The organism is Actinomadura sp. NPDC023710, from assembly GCF_040639875.1.
In the GTDB taxonomy this organism is placed as follows: Bacteria; Actinomycetota; Actinomycetes; order Streptosporangiales; family Streptosporangiaceae; genus Spirillospora; species Spirillospora citrea.
Genome location: NZ_JBFAGB010000013.1, coordinates 182,384 through 206,858, shown reverse-complemented (window position 1 = coordinate 206,858; position 24,475 = coordinate 182,384). Strand labels below are relative to the sequence as shown.

At 71.5% G+C, this 24,475-nt stretch carries 19 protein-coding genes; 5 read left to right on the top strand and 14 right to left on the bottom strand.

Annotation, left to right across the window (positions count from 1 at the left end; genetic code table 11):
- Positions 1-95: 95 nt before the first annotated feature.
- The 3 genes from AB0H37_RS17610 to AB0H37_RS17600 form a co-directional block, all read right to left on the bottom strand.
- Positions 96-1,205: a winged helix DNA-binding domain-containing protein gene (locus AB0H37_RS17610; RefSeq protein WP_360613732.1), complete on the bottom strand. Its 1,110-nt coding sequence runs from the start codon at positions 1,203-1,205 to the stop codon at positions 96-98.
- Between the two features lie 399 nt (positions 1,206-1,604).
- Positions 1,605-2,597, bottom strand: coding sequence for a hypothetical protein (locus AB0H37_RS17605; RefSeq protein ID WP_329089686.1), 993 nt, complete (start codon positions 2,595-2,597; stop codon positions 1,605-1,607).
- Positions 2,598-2,989: 392 nt separating this feature from the next.
- Positions 2,990-3,655, bottom strand: coding sequence for an isochorismatase family cysteine hydrolase (locus tag AB0H37_RS17600; protein WP_360613730.1), 666 nt, complete (start codon positions 3,653-3,655; stop codon positions 2,990-2,992).
- A 136-nt stretch (positions 3,656-3,791) separates the two neighbouring features.
- Here AB0H37_RS17600 and AB0H37_RS17595 point away from each other — a divergent pair, with 136 nt between their 5' ends.
- The gene (locus AB0H37_RS17595) at positions 3,792-4,301 is read left to right on the top strand and encodes a hypothetical protein (RefSeq protein WP_360613728.1); all 510 of its coding nucleotides are present in this window, start codon (positions 3,792-3,794) and stop codon (positions 4,299-4,301) included.
- 90 nt (positions 4,302-4,391) lie between these two features.
- On the opposite strand, the gene AB0H37_RS17590 is transcribed toward AB0H37_RS17595, so the two are convergent.
- Entirely contained in the window at positions 4,392-4,844 is a 453-nt protein-coding gene (locus AB0H37_RS17590; RefSeq protein ID WP_329089680.1) for a VOC family protein, read from the bottom strand.
- Between the two features lie 375 nt (positions 4,845-5,219).
- Positions 5,220-6,377, bottom strand: coding sequence for an ROK family transcriptional regulator (locus tag AB0H37_RS17585; protein WP_329089678.1), 1,158 nt, complete (start codon positions 6,375-6,377; stop codon positions 5,220-5,222).
- Positions 6,378-6,559: 182 nt separating this feature from the next.
- Here AB0H37_RS17585 and AB0H37_RS17580 point away from each other — a divergent pair, with 182 nt between their 5' ends.
- On the top strand, positions 6,560-9,811 hold the full coding sequence (locus AB0H37_RS17580; protein WP_360613725.1) for a glycoside hydrolase family 97 catalytic domain-containing protein: 3,252 nt from the start codon (positions 6,560-6,562) through the stop codon (positions 9,809-9,811).
- Positions 9,812-9,980: 169 nt separating this feature from the next.
- Here the strand turns inward: AB0H37_RS17580 and AB0H37_RS17575 are convergent, their stop codons facing one another.
- The 5 genes from AB0H37_RS17575 to AB0H37_RS17555 form a co-directional block, all read right to left on the bottom strand.
- The gene (locus AB0H37_RS17575; RefSeq protein ID WP_329089674.1) at positions 9,981-11,207 is read right to left on the bottom strand and encodes a Wadjet anti-phage system protein JetD domain-containing protein; all 1,227 of its coding nucleotides are present in this window, start codon (positions 11,205-11,207) and stop codon (positions 9,981-9,983) included.
- The gene (locus tag AB0H37_RS17570; protein ID WP_360613723.1) at positions 11,204-14,548 is read right to left on the bottom strand and encodes an SbcC/MukB-like Walker B domain-containing protein; all 3,345 of its coding nucleotides are present in this window, start codon (positions 14,546-14,548) and stop codon (positions 11,204-11,206) included. The genes AB0H37_RS17575 and AB0H37_RS17570 overlap by 4 nt, the downstream gene beginning before the upstream one ends.
- Positions 14,545-15,216, bottom strand: a complete 672-nt coding sequence (locus AB0H37_RS17565) for a DUF4194 domain-containing protein (RefSeq protein WP_360613721.1) — start codon at positions 15,214-15,216, stop codon at positions 14,545-14,547. The genes AB0H37_RS17570 and AB0H37_RS17565 overlap by 4 nt, the downstream gene beginning before the upstream one ends.
- Positions 15,209-16,723 (bottom strand): DUF3375 domain-containing protein, encoded by a 1,515-nt coding sequence (locus AB0H37_RS17560; protein WP_329089670.1) that lies wholly within the window; start codon positions 16,721-16,723, stop codon positions 15,209-15,211. Before AB0H37_RS17560 ends, AB0H37_RS17565 begins: the two co-directional genes overlap by 8 nt.
- A gap of 300 nt (positions 16,724-17,023) precedes the next feature.
- Positions 17,024-17,905, bottom strand: coding sequence for a LysR substrate-binding domain-containing protein (locus AB0H37_RS17555; protein ID WP_329089668.1), 882 nt, complete (start codon positions 17,903-17,905; stop codon positions 17,024-17,026).
- A 72-nt stretch (positions 17,906-17,977) separates the two neighbouring features.
- On the opposite strand from AB0H37_RS17555, the gene AB0H37_RS17550 reads away from it, so the two are divergent.
- From AB0H37_RS17550 to AB0H37_RS17540, 3 genes are read left to right on the top strand one after another with little or no spacing between them, the layout of a single operon-like run.
- Entirely contained in the window at positions 17,978-19,174 is a 1,197-nt protein-coding gene (locus AB0H37_RS17550; RefSeq protein WP_360613719.1) for a thiolase family protein, read from the top strand.
- Positions 19,171-19,866, top strand: coding sequence for a 3-oxoacid CoA-transferase subunit A (locus tag AB0H37_RS17545; protein ID WP_360613717.1), 696 nt, complete (start codon positions 19,171-19,173; stop codon positions 19,864-19,866). Before AB0H37_RS17550 ends, AB0H37_RS17545 begins: the two co-directional genes overlap by 4 nt.
- Positions 19,867-19,868: 2 nt before the next feature.
- Positions 19,869-20,516, top strand: a complete 648-nt coding sequence (locus AB0H37_RS17540) for a 3-oxoacid CoA-transferase subunit B (protein WP_179835505.1) — start codon at positions 19,869-19,871, stop codon at positions 20,514-20,516.
- A 115-nt stretch (positions 20,517-20,631) separates the two neighbouring features.
- Here the strand turns inward: AB0H37_RS17540 and AB0H37_RS17535 are convergent, their stop codons facing one another.
- The 4 genes from AB0H37_RS17535 to AB0H37_RS17520 form a co-directional block, all read right to left on the bottom strand.
- Positions 20,632-21,111 (bottom strand): S26 family signal peptidase, encoded by a 480-nt coding sequence (locus AB0H37_RS17535; RefSeq protein ID WP_360613715.1) that lies wholly within the window; start codon positions 21,109-21,111, stop codon positions 20,632-20,634.
- Positions 21,108-22,934, bottom strand: coding sequence for an ABC transporter ATP-binding protein (locus AB0H37_RS17530; protein WP_360613713.1), 1,827 nt, complete (start codon positions 22,932-22,934; stop codon positions 21,108-21,110). The genes AB0H37_RS17535 and AB0H37_RS17530 overlap by 4 nt, the downstream gene beginning before the upstream one ends.
- A 2-nt stretch (positions 22,935-22,936) precedes the next feature.
- Positions 22,937-23,455: a hypothetical protein gene (locus AB0H37_RS17525; protein ID WP_360613711.1), complete on the bottom strand. Its 519-nt coding sequence runs from the start codon at positions 23,453-23,455 to the stop codon at positions 22,937-22,939.
- 537 nt (positions 23,456-23,992) lie between these two features.
- Positions 23,993-24,160 (bottom strand): hypothetical protein, encoded by a 168-nt coding sequence (locus AB0H37_RS17520; protein WP_179835507.1) that lies wholly within the window; start codon positions 24,158-24,160, stop codon positions 23,993-23,995.
- Positions 24,161-24,475 lie beyond the last annotated feature (315 nt).

Sequence of the window (24,475 nt, the reverse complement as noted above, 5' to 3'; positions counted from 1 at the left end):
GGCGCCTGGTCGCCACGGTGTCGTCGGCGCGACAGCGGCGCCGCGGCCATCCGCGAGGGACGGCTCGACGGGGTGGGTCGCTCGTGGTGTGCCGCTCACCGAGGGGACGCGTCGATCTGTACGCGGTGTCGGTCGTCGGAGAAGAGGAACGCCGCCAGTGCCCGTCCCTGTTCGTCGACGCCGGCGCGGTCGTCCCGGGAGAAGCGGCGCAGCGGGGTGACGATCAGGTCGCCGTCCTCGATGCCCCAGGTCGCGGCCACCCGGCCGTCGACCAGGACGACGCGGGCACCGGCGACCGACAGTCCGCGATGGGCGTCGTCGACGATTCGGCTGCGGTCGTGGTAGCCGAGGAGCGCGTTGTCGAAGGCGGGCAGGAAGCGCACGGGGGCGGGCGTGTCGGGATCGGGACGCGGTGCGTCGGGCAGGTCCAGCAGTTCCCGGCCTCGCTCGTCGCGGAAGGCGACCAGCTCCTCGCGTATCGCGGCGACCGCGGCGGGCAGGCCGGCGAGGCCGCACCAGGCGCGCAGGTCGGCCGTGGCGGCCGGTCCATACGCGGCCAGGTAGCGCCGGACGAGTGTCTGGCCGACCGGATCGGCACCCTCCCGGGCCGGGGGATCGATCTCGCGCCCCAGCCAGGAGGACAGCGGGACGTTGCGGACCCCCGCCTTCGTGCGCCACATCCCGCGCGGCGGCAGTTGCACCATCGGGACGAGGGCGGAAACCAGCATCTCGCCCAGCGCCCGCGGGCCCGGGTCCGGCCACCGGTCGGCGAGCGCCCGGCCGAGCTCGGGCATCGAGCGGGGCTCGCCGTCGGCCAGCACCGCCCGGCCCGCCGCGGCGAGCTCGTCGAGGTCCACTCCGGCGAGCTCGCCGCGGTAGGCCCCGAGCACCCGCTGCCGCAGCATGGGGTCGTGGCGGGCCCGCCAGGCCAGGGCGTCGTCGGCGGTGACGAGGTGGACGGTGCGACGCATGAGATGGGTCCGCACCACGCGCCGCCCCACCAGCAACTCGTCCAGCGTCGCCGGGGCGAACGTGCGCAGCCGCGACCAGAGCCCGACGAACGGTGCCTGCGGTTCCTGCGCCTGAAGGCCGCACAGGTGCGCGACGGCGTCGCGGACGGGCAGGTCGGCGCGTTCGAGCAACAGCTGCCGGGCGAGCGTGGCGCGGTTGAGGGCCCGGGTGCCCAACACGGTCGTCGGGCTCATGCCGCGGCGCGGGGGCCGATGAAGGCCGAGACCCGGATCCCTGCCCGGCCCAGACCGGTCGGCATTGCGCACGGGGTCGCCCACTGCGGGTCTCGGAAGTTCAGGCGGGTCACAGCGTTGACCGACATCCGGCTCCTCGTCTCTCGATCCATCTTGATCGGGCGGTGTCGCTCGGAGACGGCCTGCCCTGATCGATGAACAGCGTCGCAGGGATAGCGGCCAGGGCGTGACCGCTTCCCCGGTTCGTCTGCAGAGCCTCGCGCCGCCGCATGACGTCCTTCATGAAATCGCGGTCCCGGGGCCTCGGCCCCGGGACCAGTTGGGTCCGGTAGGGCCCGGTCGTAACCGACCGGGCCCTGCCGGACACGTGGGACCTCGCCCTCCCCTGGCCGGCAAGCCCTACACGCTCGGCAGCCGCAGATAGCGAATCGCCTGTTGAGGGGTGAGCGAGGTGGGAAGACCCAGAAGCTGCCGCTGCCAGACATCCACGTTCTCGCGCCATGTGCGATAGAAGGACAGGCAGCTCATCGGGGAGATCTCCAGGAGCCGCTTCTTCGCCTCGTCGAGGCGTCGCAGGATACGGTCGCGATCTGGAACCGGCTCATCCGTTCCGGGCGCAGTTCCGTGCAGGCGGCCCACCACCTCGTCGATGAAACGCGAGCGTTTCTTGATCGCGTCCATCCAGAAGTAGAGCGTGGAAACATCCGATCCGGAATGGAGCGCCCGGACCAGGCCTTCGGCGATGAGTTCGCCGAACTCCTCCGGTACGGCGCTCCGGCTGAACGGATCGTACGCCAGCTGACGCAGCCTGCCCGCGACGCCCGCCGAGCGAGCGGCGACCGCATCGTAGATGAACAGCCAGTCCTCATTGTAGATCGCGGGGAAGTACGCTTCCGCGCGACGCGTGTCGACGAGGAGTGCGTTACCCCCGATGAAGGTCGACTGCACTCCCCCGGAAACCCGGCTGGCGTGACACACGACCGAATTATCCGGGAATTCGGGAATCTGGAATCCGACCACCCGATACTGCCCGGTCAGAGCGGCGGCCCTCCTGATCAGGGATGGCTCCATGCCCCGGATGTCGTCGTCGAGGAAGAAGACCGTCCGCCATCCGCACATGCGGGCCATCAGCAGTCCGATATTCCTCTTCGTCGCGATGTCCGTATGCTTCTCGATCTCCCGCCGCTCGAAACCGAGCAGCGGGTGACCGTACTCCCGCGAGACTTCCAGATAAAGTGCGTTGGAGGGCAGGACACGGCCCATTCTGCCGAGCTCCCGTAGCTGTGCAGACGGGCTGCACAATAGGACGATCGTGCACTCCAGTGCTTTTGCCAAGTCGACCGCCGGCCCCACTGCCAGCGGAGTCATCGTGGGAACCACAATGGCGTCCACCGTTCCGGGGTCCGCCCCGTCAACGACCCTCGATAAGTCTGTTAACAGGTCGATGTGCGAACCTATATGGGACGCCTGGTCAGGTTGATCTGTACTCATCTTTCCTCCGTTTGCGTTCGTTCGCGACCTGGTCACGAACGGTCCGAGATCGAGATTGATCTGGACACTACGTACCGTCCGGGATGGAACCAGCAGGGCAACATGCCCACCGGAAACGGCGGTGCCGCAGAAATGGGGACCTGCGAGGCCGTCGCATCGGTCAGCGCGCGGAGCGTGCCGCCGGTCGCCGCTCCCGCAGGTGGTGCTGCTGCCGGACTGAAGCGCTGCCTGCTCTCTGCCCGGTCAGCGAGCAGGGCGGCATTGTGCGACTGCCCGGTTGTGGGGCTGTGCCATCAGTGTGGCGCGGGCTGTGACAGCAATTCGATCATGCTGAGGACATCAGACGTCGGGCGGACGTCGCCGAAGGTCCGATAGACGGTGTGCAGGGTGGCGTTGTGGTCCCGGTCGCGGCGTGCCGCGTTCGCGTCGGCGACCATGATGACCCGGTATCCGAGGGTGCTCGCATCGCGTGCAGAGGACTCGCAGCACACGTTGGTGACGGTGCCGGTGATCAGGACGGTGTCGATCTCGCGCTGCTCCAACAGATCCGGAAGCGGACAACGCCCCGGAAAGAAGGCGCTGGCCGCCGACTTCTCCACCAGCAGATCGTCGGCATGGACCACGAAGTCACGCCACAGGCGCTCGGTCATCGGCCCGGTGCCGCCGGAAGTCCGGTACATCTCGGCCGCTTCCGGTCCGAAGAACTCGTCGGCCACCGCGGTGCGCTCGCCCACCGCCGGCAGGACCCAGGCGACCGTACCGTCCGCGGCCCGGAGAGCCTCGGCCAGGCGGTGGATGTTGGGCACGATCCCCCGGCAGTAGGGGTTGTCGGACACGAAGAACGGCACCATGTCGATCACCACCAGGGCCGTACGGGCCGGAACGAGTTCCGTGAACGCGAAACGGCGGCCACGGCGGCGTTCCTGGCGGGCGTACTCCCGGGCCTCGATCCGCCACACGTGCCGCGCCTCGACCTCTGACGGCACGGCTTCTCCTCGATCTCCAGCACGCGGCCCGGAAGAACCACCGGGCGGACCGCCCCGGGCCCGGTCAGGCTCACGGTACCGATCGTGTGCGACCACCTAGGCTGCGGGCGTGAACTACAGCGAGTTCGAGGCGGACATTCTCCGACTGATCATCGAAGCCACCGACGACGACGTTCGTGTCTTCGGAGAGGAGACGGTCACTCGTCTGGTGCGGCCGGACTTGCTCCGCGGTGCGGCCGATGACGAACTCACCGAGGACGCCCGAGCGGCACTCACCACCGCCTGCGCGAACGTCCTGACGATCAGCGCCGCCGAACTGCGGGACGAACTCGCGACGATCCATGACGGCATCCTGGTCGATGAGGATCTGGACAACGGAGTCCTCACTGCCATCAGCGCGTTGGCGCACTGGCAGAGCTACCTGGAGCAGAACCGGCGCGGCGAGCTCTACGAACTCGCCATCCGCAGCATCGAGGATGTCGACCACGAGGTCTCCGCCGATCTGGACGACTTCCTCGCCACACCGGAGATGGCCGCCGAGTACGAGCGCATCCGCCGGCTTCTGGCCCCTGGCGCAGGGCATGGGCGCCGGAACCCACTGCACGTGGTCCAGGAATGATCTGGCCGCTCGCGTGCGCGGAGGGCAACGGGCGCAAACCGCCGGCCAGGCAGTAGCGCCTCCGCAGTGTGATTCCTCAACCGCCGTCTCCTAGCCGGGCGCGGGACGATCGGCAAAGACACCGTGCAGCATGCCCGTGGCCTGCCCGACCTCGATGAGGTAGCCGTCCGGGTCGCGCATGTAGCAGCGGATCTCCGCCTTGCGGTCCAGGGGCTCGGTCAGGAACTGCGCACCCTGGGCCGTGGCCGCGGCGTAGAACGCTTCGATGTCGGCCACCCGGACGTTGAGGAAAGTCGACACCGGATCGCCGGGCTCGGGCGGCCTGAGGATGACGTCGGGCTTGTCCGGTGTGGGGCCACCGCCGGGGTTCATGATGATCCAGGTGTTGGCCACCTGCACGATGGCGGGGTTCTCCTGGAGCACCACCGTGCCGCCTAGGACGTTCGCGTAGAACTCCCTGGAGACGGCTACGTCCCGGACGGTCAGGAAGTGCGTGAGCACGAGCCCCTGGCTCGGGGCCGGAAGATCGCCTTGGTCCGACATTCAGATTCCTCCGTGTCGCAGGTACTACCTCTGTCCCGAGCCGGCGGTGCGCCTCTTCCTCCGGGTGGCCCGGCCGTGGTCACCGCGCGGCGGCGACCTCGTAGGCACTGCGGAGGACTCCGACAGCCCGCGGTCCGGATCGTCCGCTGTGGCCACCGCCGTACGGCAAGAGGAATTTTCCATTCTCGCGGCCGGAGTACGCCGCACGCGGCCTATCGAGTAGTCGCCGAACCCGTCAAGTTCTGGCTAAGCGCAGGACAGGGCCGGGAGGTCATGGTCCACCACACACCGGCCGACCCGGCCGTCTTCACCCTGGACCGCGTGGCCGAACACCGCTCCCTGAGAACGGACGTCACGGTCATGCTGTGACATTCCTCAGGGGATGGACTCCGTGGCGGCGAGGGTCAGGGCGCCGGCCAGGGCCGCGCGGGCGCCCAGGGATGAGGACCGGACCTGGACCCGGTCGCTGATCGCGGGTTGGGCGAAGCGGCGCAGCGACTCGCGGATCCCCTCCAGGAGGGGGACGCCTCCCGTCGCGAGCTCGCCGCCGATGACGAGCATCGCCGGGTCCAGGGCGTTGCACAGGTCGGACAGGACGCGTCCGAGCCCGCGTCCCGCATCGGCGACGATCCGGGCCACCACCGGGTTGTCGACCAGGGCGTCCAGTGACAGGTCGTCGGGTCGTTCGGGGAGCGGGAGACCCGCCGCGATGAGCTGCCGCCACACCTCGCCGATCGACACCACCGACTCCAGGCAGCCGCGCTGGCCGCACCGGCACTGCGCCCCGCCCTCCTGGATCAGCGTGTGCCCGATCTCCCCGGACGCTCCGTACGCCCCGGTGTACCGCCGTCCCGCGAGGATCAGCCCGGCCCCGATGCCGTGGGACGCCTTGACATAGATCAGGTCGGACACGTTCCGTGCGGCCCCGTGCGTGTGCTCGGCCAGCGCGGCGAGCTCCGCGTCGTTCGCGATCACCACCTCGCCGCCGAGCCTGGCGGTGAGCTCCTCCCGCGGCCGGACCCCGGCCCAGCCCGCGAGGATCGTGGCCGACTGGATCCGGCCGGTCGCCTGGTTGATCGGCCCCGGGATCCCCGCCACCGTCCGCAGCACCGAACCGGCCCGGACTCCCGAACGGTCGAGCAGGCCGGCGACGAGGGCCCCCGCCTGGTCGAGCGCGTGGCCCGCCGAGCCGTCCACGTCGACGGGCACCCGGTCCTCGGCGACGACGTGCTGCGAGGTCGAGGCGAGGGCCGCGGAGACGTGCGTGTGCCCGAAGTCGATACCGACGAGATACCCCGGGGGGCGGTGCGGCGACAGCGGGGAGGACGGCCTGCCCCGGCCCGCCCGCTCGGCGGCCGGATGCTCGTGCACCAGGCCTTCGGCCAGCAGCCCCCGGACGATCCCCGCCACCGTGCTCGGCGCGAGCCCGGTCCGGCGGCTCAGTTCCTGCCGGGTCGCGGGGAAGGACTGGTTCAGCGCGTCGAGGATCGCGCGCCTGCTGCGTTCGATCCTCGGGTTCGGTGGGTTGGGCACGGGACGATGGTACCGAATTAGAGCGGTGAATACACAAAATAATGGACTTTAAGAGTGTTGACCATAGAGTTTCGCCCAACTTACGATCACCGGACCGTTTGTGGAGCGTTCCCGTCACCTCCACCACCCCCAGGGAGGCGCATATGGGCCGTGCAGGCACGAAGTGGCGAGGAAGACGGGCGGTGACGCTCGTCATGGCGGCGGCCCTCATGGCCCCGGGAGGGTTCGCGATCGCCCCGGCCCGAGCCGAAGCGCCCACACCCTCCGGCGGACTCGTCGAGGCCGCCGGAAAGGACGCTCGGGTCGTCCGGTCCCCGGACGGCGAGCTGCGGGTGGCGATCGCCACCGAGGACGGGCGGCTCACCTACAGCGTGAAGGAGCGCGGCAGGGTCCTCGTCGGCGCGTCCGGACTGGGCATGGATCTCGCGGGACGGCCCAGCCTCACCCGGGACATGTCCATCCAGTCCGTCGATCGGCGCACGATCGACGAGACGTGGAAACCCGTGTGGGGGACGTCCAGCAAGGTCAGGAACCACGCGAACGAGCTCACGGTCCACGCGGTGCAGGCCGGGACCGGGTTCAAGCTCGACCTGGTGTTCCGGGTCTTCGACGACGGGGTCGGGTTCCGCTACCACTTCCCCGGACAGCCGGGCCTCGGCGCCTACACCGTCACCGCCGAGCAGACGGAGTTCGCCTTCGAGCCCGCCGCGAGGAGCTGGTCGATCGCCGCGGGCACCAACTGGACCGCCGACGAGAAGCACTACCGCGACCTGCCCCTGTCCGGCGTCCCCACCGCGCAGACGCCCATCACCGCCTCGCCCGCCGCCGACTCCTACGTGGTGGTCCACGAGGCCGACCTGACCGACTACCCCAGCATGACGCTGAAGGCGGTGCCGGGACGGCCCGGGGCGTTCTCCAGCGACCTGATCAGCCTCCCCGACGGCACGAAGGCCAAGCTGAACGGCGAGTTCTCCACGCCCTGGCGCACCCTGACCACGGGCGAGCGCCCCGGCGACCTCGGCGAGTCCCATCTGGTCGAGAACCTCAACGACCCGTGCGCGATCTGCGACGACACGTCCTGGATCAAGCCCGCGACGTACGTCGGCGTCTGGTGGGAACTGCAACGGCGGGCCACCACCTGGAACGCCGGGCCGAACCACGGCGCGACCACCGCGCGGGTCAAGCAGTACATCGACCTGGCCAAGCGGGCGGGCGCCCGGTTCGTGCTGGCCGAGGGCTGGAACACCAACTCCGGCGGCTCGTGGACGGGCCAGGACTTCCTGACCCCGCAGGCCGACCTCGACCTCCCCGAGGTGCTGCGGTACGCCAAGGCCAACGGCGTCGGGTTCATCGCGCACAACGAGACCCGGGGCGACGTCGACCACTACGACCAGAACCTGGAGATGATCTTCTCCAGCTACGAGGCCCTGGGCATCCACTCGATCAAGACCGGCTATGCCACGAAGTACCTGCTCGGCGGGGTCAACCGCAGCCACTACGACCAGGAGGCCGTCCGGCACTACCAGCGGGTGGTCGACGCGGCGGCCCGGCACCACATCACGGTCGACGCCCATGAGGCGATCAAACCCACCGGCCTCGCGCGCACCTACCCGAACATGATGACGGGCGAGGGCGTCGCGGGCATGGAGCAGCACAACTACATGGGCGCCAACGGCAACCCGCCCGCGCAGGCCACGATCCTCCCCTTCACCCGGTTCATGGGAGGGCCCGCCGACTACACGCCCGGCGTCCTCAACGTCACCTGGGACCCGGCCCGCCTCGGGACCCGCGTCCAGACCACCTCGGCCGCGCAGCTCGCCCTGTATCCGACGTTCTTCAGCCCCATGCAGATGCTCGCGGACACCCCCGAGAACTACGCCGCCCATCCCGGATTCGCGTTCCTCAAGGACATGCCCGCCACGTGGGACGAGACCCGCGTGCTGGACAGCGTCATCGGGGACTACACCACGACGGCCCGGCGGAGCGGCGGGACCTGGTATCTCGGAGCGATCACCGACGAGAACGACCGGACCCTCCAGGTGCCGCTGTCGTTCCTGCCGTCCGGCCAGTTCGTGGCGGAGACCTACGCCGACGCCCAGGAGACCACCTGGAAGGGCGACCCGCTGCCCGTCGAGATCCGCAAGACGCTGGTCAGGTCCTCCACCCGGCTGTCCATGTCACTCGTCGGCGGCGGCGGTCAGGCGGTCAGACTCAGGCCCGCGACCGCCGAAGACCTCCGGGGCCTCTCCCGGTACGCCGCGCCACGTGCGGACTACGGCGCCGCCGAAGCCGTGCTGGACCAGGGCACCCAGCGGCTCACCGTGAAGGCTCCGCTCACCAACGAGGGCAGCACCGTGGCCGAATTCCAGGCCCGGGTGTTCCTCGACGGCCGCGCCGCCGGCGAGGCCCGGCGGGTCCGCGTGGCGGGCGGCGGAACCAGGACCGTCGAGTGGACGCTGCCCGCCTCCGAGGTGCCCGACGGGGACTTCCGGGTCGCGGTGGGCACGTCCGGCGCCGGTCCCGGCAAGCCGGTCCGGGTGGAGCAGACGCGTTCACTGCTCGACCTCGTCCGGGACCTGCGGCGGGCCGGCAAGCTGACGCCGTCGGCGGCGGCCGGCCTCCAGCCCGCGATCGTCAAGGGCGAGACCATGCTCCGCCAGGGCGACGTGACCGGCCGTCTCCTGGCCCTGCAGGACGTGCGGCTCGCCCTCTACGGTCTTCCTCTCGACGAGGTGGGCGCGCAGGCCCGCACCGCGATCGACGACCGGCTCACCGCCCGGCTCGGCGCACCGGAGGGGCTCCTCTCGCTCGCACTGAAGGTGCGGGTGGCGACCGACGAAGGCGCCGTCGACCCGGCCCTGTCCGGCAGGCTCGCCGCCGAGATCAAGGCCGCGGTCCACGCTGCGGCCGCGCGCGACGCGACGGGGATGAGGAAGGCCCTCGACCAGTTCAACGTCCTGGTCGAGGGCGCGCCGATCGCCCCGGACCTCGCGGCAGGCCTGCTGGCCGCGAGCAGGGCGCTCGCCGCCGAACCACGCACGATCGAGGCGGAGTCCGCGCAGTTCGTCAGCGGCGCGTGCCGGCGCACCGACCACACCGGCTACACCGGCACCGGCTTCGTGGCCTGCCTGAAGACCAAGGACAGCGGCCTGCGGTTCGATGCCCCGGTCAGCGCCGAGGGCCTCTACACGGTCAGCCTCCGCTACGCCAACGCCATGGGCTCGACGCGGACCATGACGCTGGCCGGCGGGGCGCAGCCCGTCCAACTTCAGTTCCCCGACCTTGCGTCCTGGGACACGTGGGCGGAGCTGCGGGCCGGCGTCCGTCTCGCCCCGGCCACGCCGCTGACCTTCGTCTACGGACCGAACGACAACGGCAACGTCAACCTGGACTCGATCACCATCGAACCCGAACTCGGGGCCGTCCACCGATAACCGCCGTCCTCTCCACCCCGGGGGCGCGGACACCCGCGAGCCCGGCCCGGATCGAGCGATCCTGGCCGGGCCGCGGTCGTGCCTCCGTTCAGCTCGCCGCGCCGAAATGCCTGGCGGCCTTGGCCCCGGCCGCGGTCGGGTCGCTGAAGAGGTTCAGACGAGTGGCCGGTCACAGATGAGAGCTCGTGGAGACGTCCGGCAGCCGGGCTGCGGCGTGGGCGAGGGGAATGGCTTCCTGCTCGATCCGGCGGAACGGCGTACGGCCCGCGGTCGCGACGGTGTCGTACGCGATCGTCTCGGCTTCGGTGAGGTGCGGCAGGATCGCCGAGGACGGCTTGATGGGGCGGCCCGCCTTGTCATGGTTCAGCCCATGCTCGGCGTAGCGGTGCAGGTCGGCGGCGTCCATCAGGATCGAGGTGACCGGTTTCGGTGGCGCCTCGTCCGGTGCCGGCTCGGCCAGCGCGGCGCGGAACCGGTCGAGGATCGCGTATCCGTCCGCGTCGATGTCCCCCCAGTAGACGACGTGGTCCGCAGCACGGATCCAGGGCACGTTGGCGAGCAGGGCCGCGGCCGCCTTGCCGCCGCCCTCGACCACGATCGTGTCCCGCACCGGTGGGAACCAGAGCCGGGAGTCGCGGTTCTCGACGACGAGGACGATCCGCGGCCGGTAGGCGATGTCGTGCGTGTCGCCGGTGGTCCAGGCGTCATGCCTGCGGCGGCCCGACGCGGCGTGGTCGGGATCGACGTAGGTCAGGTGCAACACGGTCGGACGGGACCGGACCTCGGCCCGGACGTCGCGCCCGGCGACGTCGCGCAGCAACGCACCATGGGTGTCGAGCCACTTGGTGTGCATGCCGGGGATCGGGAGCTGACGCGCGGTCCACGCGCCCGCGTCCGGGTGCCGACGCAGCCAGGTCACCGCGCTGAGCAGCACTTCGGCGTCGTCGGCTCCGAGCGCGCAGGCGGCCCGGACGGTGGCCGGGGTGAGGACCGCGCCCGCGGACCGCAGCGACGACGCGAGCGTACGGGCGCGGGCGACGTCCACGACCAGCGGTCCGGTTCCGGAGACGAGGGCGACGGCGGCGTGCAGGTCCACGACCAGCGTGCTGGGGTAGTCGTCCGTCACGCCCTGGACGGACACCGGCTTGCGGACGATCACGACGCCCGCCGGGTGCCGGTCGGCGAACCGCCGCCAGCGCATGTGCCACTCGTGCCAGGCCGCGTGCCCGATCCGCGCCACCGCACTTCCGGTCGACACGCCGGGACGGAGCGGGACGGAGAACGTGACCGGGTCGCCTGCGCCGAGGTCGGCGCACACGGCCTCCGCCCACTTCTGGTGGACCTTGCGACGGAGTGACTCGACCGCGTCGGCCGGGGTGATCAGTCGGGAGGTCACGCCTCGGGTACCGCGACGATGGGTTTCGCCCACGACCGCCCCTCGGCGTTCTTGAGGATCAGGTATTCCGCGTCCACATGGGGTTCGATCGCGCTGTGCTTGTCGTTGGGGGCGCCGATGACGAGCTGGAAGCCCAGCCCGCGCCATGCGCCGATGGCTCGGCCGGTGAAGTGCGCGTCCGCCTTGATCAGCGCCTCGTCGAGGAAGACGGGGGCGTAGCGGGGACGTTCGGCGCCCGCGTCGCCCAGCTGGTAGCGCAGCGCGGCGCCGACGATGAACGCCACCAGTTCCTGCGACTCGCCGCCGGACTTCTCCCCGATGTGGTCGTAGACCGCGACGTGCTCTCCGGCGAGGTCGCACTTCTCCGCGCTGATCCGGACGTGGTTGCGCACGTCGACCAGGTCGGCGAAGTCGGGCGCGGTGCGGCGGATGCGGTCGATCACCTTGGCCATCCGGTGGTAGGCGCGTTCCCGGTCGGCGTCCGTGGCCGCCTTGTCGATGACGGCGCGCACGTCGCGCAGCTCCTTGCGGAACCGGGCGCGCACCGCGGAGTGGCTTTCCTGCGGGTCGATGCGCAACCGGTGGCCGTCGTCGGCGAACGGCAGCTCCGCGAGGATGCGGTTGACCGGGTCGATCCGGTCGCGGATCTCCCGGACGGCGGCGGCGAGCTCGCTGTCCAGGCTGGTCAGGTCGTTGCCGGAGAGTTTGAGGAGGCTGTCGCGCCACTCGGTCTCCAGCTCGTGCAGGCCGCTGGTCTCCAGATCGGTGAGCAGGCGGTCGAAGTCGCGGTAGGAGGCGTCCGGTTCGGTGCCGAGGTTCGGGTTCGGCCAGCGCTCGACGAACGTCGAGAACGTCTCGTGCAGCGCCCTCCGCGACCGGCTGATCGATTCCTCCGCCGACTTTCGATCGTCGTGCATCCGTTCGACGCCGCGGCGGTGCGCGGCGTCGAACTCGGCCAGCGCCTTCGCCGGGTCGGCGCCGTCCGGGGCGTCGTCGAACAGCGCCGCCAGGTACTCCCGGTGTTCCCGGCTCACCTCGGCACCGGTCGCCGCGGCGGTGTCGAGCACCCGCTGGGCGCCGTCCACCTCCTCCACGGTCGATTCCCAGGCCTTGCCGAGACGCTCCACCTCGCTCTTCTGTCCGCCGATGCGCTCGGTCAGCTTGGTGACCTTCCGCCTGAGCTCCTCCGCTTCCCCCTGCAGCCGGTCGATCTCCGGATTGCCGGCGCGAACCTCGGTGATGACCTGCTTCCAGCGCTCCCGTTCGGCGGTGACGGACTCGACGTCCACCTGGTCCCAGGACAGTTCGGTCAGGGCCTGGTAGGCGGTGCGTCTCTCCTCGAACGAGTTGAGGTCCTGCTCCGCCTTCGTCGCCCGTGCGGCGGCGTCGTCATGACGTTCGAGGGCGTGGCCGATCCGGGTGTCGAGGTCGGCGAGCAGGCTGGTGTTGGTGAATCCCAGCAGGTTGGCCCGTCCGTGACCGCCGTGCGCGCCCCGGCCGCCCTGCGATGTCTGGCCGGTGATGGTGAGCGCCTTGGAGTACTGCACCAACAGTTTGGGCGTCTCGACGCAGACGAAGTCGAACCCGCGGGCGAGTTCGCTCTTGAGCCAGGCGGTGAACGGCGACGGCCGGTAGTCGAGCCGGCCGGGGAGCGTCTTGTCGTTCAGCCCGACCTCGTCGCGCATGCCGGTGCGGACGCCTTCGAACTGGATGCGCCGCGCGACGGGCACCGTGTTGATCGCCTCGCGGAACGCACCCAGCCGGCCGATGTCGATCAGCATCCGGGTGGCGAACCCGCCGAGCGCCAGGTTGAACGCCTCCCGCCACGGTTCGAACTCCGTGCGCACCTCGATGAGCTCACCGACGAACGGCAGGTCGTCCGGGGTGATCCCGGCGGCGTCGGCCAGCAGGTCACGGGCGGCGTGCAGGGCGGTGGGGATGTTGCCGCGGCGGGCCTTGACCGCGTCGTGCTCGGCGCGCAACCCGGCCAGGTCGCGTTCGGCGGCCGAGCGCTCCGCGGCCGCCGCGGCGAACTCGTTCTGGGCGGTCCTCCTGGCGTCGGTGTCGGCCAGCGCCTTGTGCGCGGTGTCGACCAGAGCGGCGAAGTCCCGGCCGGTCGCCACGGTGGCGCCGACGGTGTCGAGGACCCGGTCCAGTCGCTTCCGTGCGCGTTCGACATCGGCCAGCCGCTGTTCCACCCCACGGATCTCCCGGAGCGCGGTGTCCAGCCGGTCGCCGCCGGAAGCGCGCAGGATGTCGAGCACCGCGTCCCGCCGGGACTCCGCCGCCTTGATCAGTGTGGCCGTCTCCCGGACGTCCTCCTCGGCCCGGCGGCGCCGTCCGGTCAGGTCCGACTCGGCCGCGCGCAGCAGGTCGAGCCGGCGTTCGTGCCGCCACAGCGCCGCGGGGGACGCCGGGTCGGTGAACGATCCGACGGCCTCGATCACCTGCAACCGTGTCACCGCGCTGTCGATGGCTTCCCGGTGGTCGCGGATGGGGGTCAGCGCCCGCACCTGACGGCGGGCGGTGATCATTCGGTCCCGCGTGCCGGACAGCTCGTCGAACTGCTGCACCACCTCGTCCGCCGTGGCCAGGGTGGGCGGCTCCTCCAGGACCATCGTCTTGTACAGCGCGTCGACGGTGGTGATCTGCTGGCCGGCCTGGATCCTGCCGAGCAGCCCGACCGCCTTGTGCCCGTCCCCGGCGGCGCCGATGCCCAGCGCGGTGTGCAGCCGGGCCGTGAAATCCCGGTCGGTGTCGAAGCAGGTCACGCCTGTCGCGGTGACCGCGGCGCGGGCGAGCCTGCTGCCCGCGGGGCCGTCCAGCTCGCGCAGGTCGTAGACGTCGTCGACGGTGGCGCGGACCGCGACGACGTCGTCGAGGGTGCGCGCGGTCGACGGCACGTACCAGGCCCGGAGCGCGGTGAACACCGCGCCGCTCCGGTCGGCCCAGGTCATCGCGATCGCCGACCAGGTGTCGCGGCCGTCCCCGCGCAGCACCCGCTGCCTCGTCTCACCGCCCGCCCGTGACTCGTCGAGCTTCCCGCGCGCGTAGGAGAGGATGTTGCGCTGGTCCTTGCCCCGGGGCCGGCCGACCACCCCGCCGTTGGACGCCCCGTTGAACGGCGTGGTGTGCGGCATCAGCAACGCGATGTAGGAGTCCATCAGCGTCGACTTGCCCGACCCGGAACCGCCGCTGAGCAGGGTCGCGCCGGGCGCGTACCGGACGCGGTGGTACCCGTCGTATCCACCCCAGTTGACCAGCTGCAGATCCCGCGCCACCCACTGCTGCCCCCGCGACGCCGCCGGGATCAACCCGAACAGCGTGTCGATCATGCTCATGGCGCGACCTCGTTCTGCTCCCGCAGCCACTGGTTCAGCTCGGTGAGCTTCTCGGTGCTCAGCACGACCTCGACCAGCGGCGTGATCCGGTACCGGCCCGCGGACTCCTCCGCGAGCAGGCCCTCGGTGACCAGCCGCTGCACCGCGTTGCGGATCTCGCGCTGGCCGCGGGCGAGGTTGTGGTCGTCTGGATCGAAATAGGTCAGCACGGTCTGTTCCAGCTCTTCGATGTCGACCCGCGCGGACGTCTCGCCCGTGCCGCGTTCCCGCTGGAAGACGGTCCGCAGGTGGACCAGCACCAGGGTCTCGGCGCGGTTGTAGGGGTCGTCCTTCAGCAGGATCGGGACGTCCAGTTCCCCCGACCGCACCTGCTGCTTGTAGGCGATGCCCCGGTCGTGGTCGACCACGAGCCGGACGAACAGGTCGTGCAACCGCGACTCGATGATCTGCTGGTTCTCCAGCAGCGTGCGCCACTGTGCCGGGTTCTTCTCGGCCAGCAGGAACCTGCGTTGCAGCAGCCGGACCAGCACCCGCCGCACGTCCACCTCCAGCGTGCCCGTGTCACCGGCGAACAGTTCGGTCGGGTCGTCCTCCATCGGGACCGGCTCGATGAAGCCGGCCTCCTCGCCGGTCGACCAGCCGTCGTCCACCCCGTCCGGTTCACTCATCGTCGTTTCCCGGCCTCTCGTCAGCGGCGCGGGCCGGCGCCGGGTTCGCCGCCAGCACGCCGCCGAACGCGAGCCGTCGCCGGGTCCGGTCGGGACGGACCACGTCGACCACCGCGACCTCGGCCGTGTCGGTCATTCCGAAGTCATGCGCGATCTCCAGCAGGCCGAGCAGATCCACCGGCCGCCGTATCCGCTCGGCCGCCGCGCGGAAGGCGGCCGCGACGTCGACGCCGTCCGCGTCGCCCGCGAACGCCGCCAGATGCGCGCGCAGTTCGGCGTACTGCGGACCGCCCCATGCCCGCGTGTCCGCGGCCGGCACGTCCTCCGCCTCGTCCCATTCCCGCAGCGGCGTGGGCGGCTGGGGCGGCCGCGGGTCGCTCATGGTCTGCCGCAACTGCCCGACGTCGGCCACCGGAAGGCGGCGCAGCGGGGCGACGGCCGTGCCGCGGCGTGATCCGGGCACCCAGGTATGGAGTCCGGACATCACGTCCCGCAGCAACTCGTCCACCTGGCGGTCCCGCATCGGGTCATGGTTGCGCACCTGGGTGGTGATGACGTGCGACGCCTGCCGTTGCGCGGCCAGCACCTCCTTGACGCCCTGCTCGATCCGGCGTGCGATCTCGGCGAGTTCCCGCCGCTGCGGTTCCGGCATCAGCTCGGTGAACCCGTGCCGCAGCACGGTGCGCAGCAGGTTCCACAGGTCGTCGATCTGCGCGGGGTCGCCGATCAGGCGCAACGCCCCGGCGAACGCGCGGCCCTCCGGTGTCGCGTCCATGATCTGCCGACCGCGCTCCAGGTACTCGCGCAGCACCTCCCCGGTCGGCCGGACATCCTGCCGCAGGTCGGCGACGACGTCTCGCTGCATGGCTTTGATCGACTCGGCGACGCGGGCGAAGTCGGCGGGCAACTCCCGCGCCAGATGCAGCACGTTCTCGGCCGCCTCCAGCAACTGGTCGTCGTCGACGGTGTCGACGTCGCCGCCCCGTTCGAGCCGGTCGAGTTCTCGCCGACGCTGATCGATCTCCGCCTGGAGGCGCGCCATCCGGGCCATCACGTCCGGGTCCGCGTCCTGGGCGAGCCGCTCGACCGCCTCCAGCAGCGTCCGGACCCGGGACTCCGACACCCTGGTCCGTGCCCCGCCGACCCGACCCGCCACTTCGAGCGCGCCGACGCCGTGCGCGGACAGCCGGTACACCTCGACGTCGTCGGAGACCTGCCGCACCAGCCAGCCCGCGTGCACCCACTGCCTGCACAGATCACGGGCGTTCCCCGCGGGCAAGGGCTGGTCGCCCTCGTAGCCGTAGCCCGCGGCCCGCAACTGGTCGAGGGCTCCGGCGATCTCCGCATGGGCGTCCGCCACCGCCACCGTCGACCGCTCCGGTGTGAACATCATCGCCAGCACGGTCACCACGAACGGCGCATAGGTCCGGTGGAGCAGATCGAGCATCGGGTTCTGGAACGCCCGAAGCGCACCCTGATATGCGCCCTCCACCCCTTGTGTAGCCATCGCCGACCAGAATACGACCTATGGCTCGACGCCCACGCATCAAAGACCCGACACCATCTTTCATGCACACCTGCCACGCACCCGATCCGACAGTTCGCCACAGTGCAGGCTCCACGCACACCGACGCGTGAACAACGTGGTCGAGTGGGATGCGGTGGCCAAGCCCTGGACGATCGCGGCCGCAGCCGGCAATGGCATCGCGGTTCTGCCGGAAGCCCGCCGCTCCGAGGTCGGTCGAGGATGGCTGCGGGACCACCTCCGGGCGGAGCCCTGCGATGCTCCGGATGATGCCGAGGTCGGTCAGACGATGCGTCGGATGACCGAAACGGCGCGGGCCAGGTGCGGCTCCGTGCGGTCGGTCCGGTGCGCGAGCGCGAGGTCGACGTGCACCGCGGGCCGTGCCAGCGGCCGGAAGGCGACGCCGTCGAGGGCCAGGGCCGTCACCGGCTCCGGGACGACGGCCGCACCGAGCCCGCCCGCGACGAGAGTGATCAGAGTGGAGGTCTCGCCGACCTCGTGGCGGATCCGGGGCTCGACACCGGCGTCGCGGAGGAGCCCGAGCACCACGTCGTACATCACGGATCGGCGGTCCGCGGAGTGCACGATGAGGTCGGCGTCCGACAGGTCGGTGACCCTGACCTCCCGCCGCGCGGCCAGGGGGTGATCGGCGGGAACGGCGACGACCAGCCGGTCCCGGCGCAGCGGCAGGACCGTGAGCGAGAGATCGGCGATCGGCGGTCGCAGCAGCGCCAGATCGATCGCGCCGGTCCGCAGCGCCGCGGCCTGGTCGGGCACCAGCATCTCGCCGCGGAAGGAGAAATCCACCCCGGGCAACTCCACGGAGAGGCCGCGGGAGATCGCCGGCAGCAGGCTGTAGGTCGCCGAGCCCACGCAGCCGATCGCGAGATGGCCCACCGCGCCGGACGCGACCCGGCGGGCCTCGTGCGCGGCCTCGGCCACCTCTCCGAGTATCTTCCGGGCCCGGGCCAGGTAGCCGCGGCCCGCGTCGGTGAGCTCGACCCGGCGCGTGGTCCGGTGGAGCAGTTCCACGCCGAGGTCGCCCTCCAGCTGGCGGATCGCCTGCGACAGCGGCGGCTGGGCCATGTTGAGCCGCTCGGCGGCGCGTCCGAAGTGGAGTTCCTCGGCGACCGCGACGAAGTACCGCAGGTGACGGAGATCCATATGGGTGGCGTCTCAATAAGCGCGAATATTGATACTTCACTGTATCAAGGCAGGCCACCTAGCCTCGACGCCATGAGCTCCTTTCTGTACTCCGCCGTCCGTACACCGTTCGGGCGGTTCAACGGCGCCCTGTCGGCCGTTCGGCCGGACGACCTCGCGGCGGGTGTGCTCACCGCGCTGCTGGAGAGGACGCCCGGGCTGGACCCGGCCGCGGTCGGCGAGGTCGTCTGGGGCAATGCGAACGGTGCGGGCGAGGAGAACCGCAACGTCGGCAGGATGGCCGCGCTGCTCGCCGGACTGCCGACCAGCGTGCCGGGCACGACGGTCAACCGGCTGTGCGGGTCCAGCCTCGACGCCGCGATGAGCGGCTCCCGGACGATCGAGTCGGGGGACGCCGCCGTGGTGGTGGCCGGCGGGGTCGAGTCGATGACCCGGGCGCCGTGGGTGTTGCCCAAGCCTGCCAGGGGCTTCCCGCCCGGGGACCTCGCCGCGGTGTCGACCACACTCGGCTGGCGGCTGGTGAACCCGCGCATGCCGGAGGAGTGGACCGTCTCGCTCGGCGAGGCCAACGAGCGGCTCGGGGAGAAGCACGCCGTCGGCCGGGAGCGCCAGGACGCGTTCGCCCTGCGCTCCCACCGTCTCGCGGCGGCCGCCTGGGACGAGGGCTTCTACGACGACCTCGTCATGCCCGCCGGGGAACTGGAACGCGACGAGGGCGTCCGCGCCGACACCTCGATGGAGAAGCTGGCCGGGCTCGGGCCGAGCTTCCGCGCGGACGGCACCATCACCGCCGGCAACGCCTCGCCGCTGAGCGACGGCGCCGCCGCCCTGCTGCTCGGCTCGGCCGCCGCCGCCGACCTGATCGGCCTCGACCCCCTCGCCCGCATCGCCGGACGTGGCGCGTTCGCGCTCGACCCGCAGGACTTCGGCTATGCCCCGGTCGAGGCGGCCGAGCGCGCCCTGGCGCGGGCCGGGATCGGCTGGGACCGGGTCGGCGCGGTCGAGCTCAACGAGGCCTTCGCCGTGCAGTCGCTCGTCTGCGTCGACGCCTGGGGCATCGATCCGGAGATCGTCAACACCCGGGGAGGCGCGATAGCGATCGGCCACCCGCTGGGGGCCAGCGGCGCCCGCGTCCTCGGCACCCTCGCGAAGGTGCTCCGCGAGCGCCGCGAGCGTTGGGGCGTCGCCGCGATCTGCATCGGCGTCGGGCAGGGCCTGGCCGTCGTCCTGGAGAACCTGGACCTGCGGGGCACGGAGGCCGGGGCATGAGCCGGACGGAGATTCTCGAAAGCGTCGACGAGGCCGTCCGCGGGATCGAGGACGGCAGCACCGTCCTGGTCGGCGGCTTCGGCTTCGCGGGAATGCCGTTCGACCTCGTCGACGGGCTGATCCGGCAGGGCGCGAAGGACCTCACCATCGTGTCCAACAACGCCGGCAACGGCGACGTCGGGCTTGCCGCGCTGCTCAAGACCGGGCGCGTGCGCAAGGTGGTCTGCTCCTTCCCCCGGCAGAGCGACTCCCACGTGTTCGACGGTCTGTACCGGGCGGGAGAGATCGAGTTGGAGGTCGTGCCACAGGGCAGTCTCGCCGAGCGGATGCGCGCGGCCGGCGCGGGCATCGGCGCCTTCTACTGCCCGACCGGCGTCGGCACCCCGCTGGCCGAGGGCAAGGAGACCCGGACCATCGACGGGCGCGTCCACGTCCTGGAGTACCCGATCAAGGGCGACGTGGCGCTGATCAGCGCCCATCGCGCCGACACGATGGGCAACCTCGTCTACCGCAGGACCGCACGGAACTTCGGCCCCGTCATGGCGACGGCCGCGACCACCACGATCGTGCAGGTGTCCGGCATCGTCCCCGTCGGCGACCTCGACCCGGAGGCGGTCGTGACGCCCGCCATCTACGTCGACCGCGTCGTGCCGGTCGAGCAGCGGCACTACACCGTCCAAGGAGCGCGCTGAGCATGCCCCTCACCACGGGTCCCCTCACCCCGGACGAGCTCGCCGAGGTCGTCGCCCGCGACATCCCGGCCGGCTCGTACGTCAACCTCGGCATCGGCCGGCCCACCAAGGTCGCCGATCATCTCCCCGACGGCGCGGGCATCGTGCTCCACACCGAGAACGGCATGCTCAACATGGGCCCCGCCGCGGTCGGCGATCAGGTCGATCCCGATCTCACGAACGCCGGCAAGGTCCCGGTGACGGAGCTGCCGGGAGCGTCGTACTTCCACCATGCCGATTCCTTCGCCATGATGCGCGGCGGCCACCTCGACGTGTGCGTGCTGGGCGCCTTCCAGGTCTCGGCCACCGGGGACCTCGCCAACTGGCACACCGGTGCCCCCGACGCCGTCCCCGCCGTCGGCGGCGCGATGGATCTGGCCATCGGCGCCAAGCAGGTCTTCGTGATGATGACGCTCTTCGACAAGAAGGGCCGCTCCAAGCTGGTGCCCGCCTGCACCTACCCGCTGACCGGCACCGGCTGCGTCAGCAGGGTCTACACCGACGTCGCCGTCATCGACGTCGGCCCGGACGGGGCGGCGGTCCGCGAGACCTTCGGTGTCACGGTCAGCGAGCTGCGCGACCGGCTCCCGGTCCCCCTCACGACCGCCTGACGCCGGTCGCCGCGAGCGTGTCCGCCATCACCGATGCCAGCGGCGCGTCACCGTCCCCGAAAGCCCGCACGAGTGCGTGCCCGGGGGGCCGGCTTCACGACGCGTGCCCGCTCGGTCAAGCGTCCGAGTTGTTGCTTGCCTCGTCGGGACGTGCTTTCGCCGCGGATGGACGGTGGCCGGACAGGCGACAGAGCATGACGCCGAGGACGCGGTGACGCGGGACGTATCCGTAGTGCCGCGAGTCCCAGCTCGCCGGGCGGTTGTCGCCGAGCACGACGAGCGTGTGCGGCGGCACCGGCGCGCCGGCGATCCGCGCCACGTCCGGGTCGGCCCAGCCGGCGGGCACATGGTCGCCGGGGACGGCCACGGTCCGCTTGAGCAGCAGCGTGGTGCGAGGCCGGTCGTCGGGACGCAGCAGGGTCACCTGGCCGCGCCGGACCCGCCGGGTACGGCGCACCAGAATCCGGTCGCCCGAGCACAGGGCGGGTTCCATGCTCGTCCCGTCCACGGTGGTCAGCAGGAGGCCGCGGCGTGCCGCGAGCACCAGCAGCCCGGCCGCGGTGAGCGCCCCGGCGGCGAGGGCGGCGCGGATCACGTGACCTCCTGGTACCCGGACGCCTGGATCCGGAAGAGGCGGGCGTAACCGCCGTCGGCGGCCATCAGCGCCGCGTGCGTGCCCTGCTCGACGATGCGTCCCTCCCGCAGGACCACGATGCGGTCGGCATCGCGGACGGCGCTCAACCGGTGCGAGATGAGCAGGCTGGCGCGGTCTCGGCGGTGCTCGCGCATCCGCGCGTGCACCTCGTGCTCGGCCTCGGGATCCAGGCCCGCGCCGGGCTCGTCGAGGATCATCAGGTCCCGGCCCTCGCGGACCAGCGCCCGGGCCAGCGCGACCCGCTTCCACTGCCCGCCGGACAGCACCACGCCGGTCGTCTCGTCCGCCTCGCCGAGCGCGAACATGCGGGTGAGCGCGGTGTCGTAGCCGCGGGGCAGGGCGGCCAGCCGGTCGTGGACGCCTGCGAGCGCGGCCGCGGCCTCCACCCGGCCCGGCTCGCCCAGGGACGCCAGGTCGCCGAGGGCGATGTTGTCGCGGGCGGTCATCTCGTAGTTCATGTGGTCCTGGAACACGGCGCTGATCCGGGCGCGAAGCGCTTCGGGCGGAATGTCGCGCAGGTCCACGCCGTCCCAGAGGATCTGCCCGCGGGTCGGGTCGTACATCCGGCACAGCAGCTTGACCAGGGTGCTCTTGCCGGCGCCGTTCAGGCCGACGAGCGCCACGGCGTCGCCGTGCGGGATCGTCAGGTCCAGCCCGCGCAGCACCCAGGGGTGGTCGTCGCCGTAGCGGAACCACACGTCGCGCACTTCGATCCCGCGGCGCAGCGGCGGCGCGTCCGCACCGTCCGCGCGGGGCAGGTCGGGTCCGGCGCCGACGACGGCGACGTAGTGGGCGAACGCCAGCAGCCGGGCCTGGCCACCGGACACCGCCGTGGTGAGCCCGGCCAGCGCGGTCTGCACGCCCGCGGCCGCGGCCAGGAACATGGTGACGTCCCCGACGCTGAGCGCGCCGTCGCGGGCCGCGCCGACCGCCCACCAGAGGCCGGCGCCGGTCACCGCGGCGCTGACCGTGGTCAGCCCGCCCTGGGTGCGCAGCTCGCGCAGGTCCATGCGGCGGGTGGCCCTGTCGGCGTCCCGTCGCTCGCGCATCATGCGCAGGCGCAGGAACGCGCCGATCCCGAACAGCCGGACCTCCGTGGCGGCGGCCGTGCCGGTGAGCAGCTGGCCGTAGAAGAACTCGCGGCGGTGGTACCGCTCGATGCTCCACTCCACGGCCGAGCGCCGACGGGTGAGCAGGACTTCGGCGACGAGGGCGGGCAGGGCTGCGGCGAGCACCAGCCCTGTCATCACCGGGCTGAGGACCGCGAGGGAGGCCAGGAAGCCGATCAGCGACAGCAGCCCGCCGAGCGCCCCGCCGAAGCCGTCCACGATCTCGGGGAGGCGCTGGACGGACTGCTGGGCGAGCCGCAGCCTGTCCTGGAAGGCAGGGTCCTCGAAGGCGCGCAGCCCCACCTGGCGTTCGGCGGCGGCGAACAGCCGGTCGGTGCCGGCCGCCCCGGCCGCCCGGCCGATCTGGGACCGCACATAGTGGGCGGCGAGCGGCAGGAACGCGCCCGCCGTCCCCGCGGCGACCAGTCCGAGCGCCAGGCCCGCGACCGGGCCGTGCGAGGCGGTCAGCCGGTCGATCACGAGTTTGGTGAGCCAGGCGGTGACGACGGGCGTCGCGGCCGTCGCCAGCGTGACGGCCAGGAAGAGCGGAACCCGCAGGGGGGCGGCCCGTCCGATCAGCGCCATGGTCGCGGCGGCCGAGGCGCGCAGCTCGCGCGGCCCGATCCGCCGGTCCGGCGCCGGGGCGTCGGACACGCTCAGCCCCGGCCGGCCGGCACCGGGAGCCGGTCGATCCGAGTGCCGGTCGCGGCGATCCGCCCGTCCTCGCCGACCACGTAGAGGGCGGGGGTCCACTCGTTCTGGAACGCGCGGGCCATCTGGCCGCCGTCGAGATCGGCGAGCACCACCCTGGCGACGGGCCTCAGGGCCGCCACCACCCCCGGGGCGTCGCCGCCGACCACCGCGAGGACGTGCTCCCTGCCCAGGTCGCGAGCTCGGCCGGCGAAGGACGGCAGGAGATCGTGGCATGCCTCGCAGTCGGCGGAGAAGAACCCGACCATGCCGGTCAGGTCGCGGTGCGTCACCGGGTCGCCGTCGATGGTCACCGCCGCGAACTCCCCCACGGGGGCGCCGGGCTCCAAGGCGAACAGGCCGTCGGCGTGGCCCGCGGACCGGAGGGCGTCCTCCCGCATCCGGCGCAGGATGCCGACCGTCAGCAGCAGGTTCAGCAGGCACAGGACACCGAGCAGCACGACGGCCGCCACAAGAAATGGCATCAGAGATTCCTAGCGAAGAGTTCGGCGATGGAGTCGAATGAGATGACCAGAATCACCGCGACTGGACCGGCGGTCGCGCGAATCGCCATTCTGGCCGACCGGCGTCCGACTGGCCGGTTCCGATGCACCCGAATCACGATGAGCACAAGCGCCGAATTACGGAGGACAGCAGGGGCAGAATGGCGTTCCGGCGGTGCCGAGACAGCGGCGTGATCGCAGTCGCCTTGCCGAGCGCGCGGGCGATGGCGGCGCTGGACGGGACCAGCGGCAGACCGGCCGAGCGCCGGACCGGCCTCCGTGGCGGGCGAGGCCGGCAGTACCGGCACCGCCGCTTCGGCCCCGACGACGCCCGCCGCCACCGAACGCGCCAGGGCACGGGCCGGCCGAGAGGAGCGCGCACACGTGTTCCCGCTGGAGACCGCGAGGACCAGGGCGAACAAGCCGGGGCAGGCCACCGCACGTGGCCCGTGGAGAGCCCCTCGCCCACCGGGCGGCGGCGCGGCCGCACCGCCGCCCGGTGGTCGCCGCCGGATCGGGTCAGCAGCTGCTGCGAATCTTGGTCCAGCTACAGCCCGAGTCCAGGCAGCAGAACCGGTACCAGTAGCCGGGGTGCCCGGCGGCGTTGCAGAAGTAGGTGCCGCTGCACGCCGATCCGGTGGCCTTCGGGACGATGCGCTCCAGCGCACGGTCGATGAGACGGCTCATCGCATCTCCTTTTCGTCATGGCCAGAGAATTCCGGAGAGAAGGAAATCGTCACCGGGCCGTGCGCGCGCTGAAGTCCGCGGCCGGCGCCATTTCTTCTCCGGATTACTCCCCGGCACGGGGGCTGGCCCAAGTATCACCCCCGGCACCGCGAACACCGCAACCCCCGGCGAACGACATGATGATCTTTGTGTCATCTTGATGAACGTCACGGTGTTAGTGATCAACAACTCCTGTGTTTGCTGCTCCACGGCGACGGCCGGCCGATCGGCCTCCAGCGCGCTATGCGGGCTGGTGTTCCGTCGAGCACGGCACCG

What these genes read in the sequence shown, in the direction of transcription:
- AB0H37_RS17610 (WP_360613732.1), bottom strand. Translation starts at nt 1,205, where the DNA reads ATGAGCCCGACGACCGTGTTGGGCACCCGGGCCCTCAACCGCGCCACG.
- AB0H37_RS17590 (WP_329089680.1), bottom strand. Translation starts at nt 4,844, where the DNA reads ATGTCGGACCAAGGCGATCTTCCGGCCCCGAGCCAGGGGCTCGTGCTC.
- AB0H37_RS17570 (WP_360613723.1), bottom strand. Translation starts at nt 14,548, where the DNA reads ATGAGCATGATCGACACGCTGTTCGGGTTGATCCCGGCGGCGTCGCGG.
- AB0H37_RS17565 (WP_360613721.1), bottom strand. Translation starts at nt 15,216, where the DNA reads ATGAGTGAACCGGACGGGGTGGACGACGGCTGGTCGACCGGCGAGGAG.
- AB0H37_RS17560 (WP_329089670.1), bottom strand. Translation starts at nt 16,723, where the DNA reads ATGGCTACACAAGGGGTGGAGGGCGCATATCAGGGTGCGCTTCGGGCG.
- AB0H37_RS17555 (WP_329089668.1), bottom strand. Translation starts at nt 17,905, where the DNA reads ATGGATCTCCGTCACCTGCGGTACTTCGTCGCGGTCGCCGAGGAACTC.
- AB0H37_RS17550 (WP_360613719.1), top strand. Translation starts at nt 17,978, where the DNA reads ATGAGCTCCTTTCTGTACTCCGCCGTCCGTACACCGTTCGGGCGGTTC.
- AB0H37_RS17545 (WP_360613717.1), top strand. Translation starts at nt 19,171, where the DNA reads ATGAGCCGGACGGAGATTCTCGAAAGCGTCGACGAGGCCGTCCGCGGG.
- AB0H37_RS17540 (WP_179835505.1), top strand. Translation starts at nt 19,869, where the DNA reads ATGCCCCTCACCACGGGTCCCCTCACCCCGGACGAGCTCGCCGAGGTC.
- AB0H37_RS17525 (WP_360613711.1), bottom strand. Translation starts at nt 23,455, where the DNA reads ATGCCATTTCTTGTGGCGGCCGTCGTGCTGCTCGGTGTCCTGTGCCTG.
- AB0H37_RS17520 (WP_179835507.1), bottom strand. Translation starts at nt 24,160, where the DNA reads ATGAGCCGTCTCATCGACCGTGCGCTGGAGCGCATCGTCCCGAAGGCC.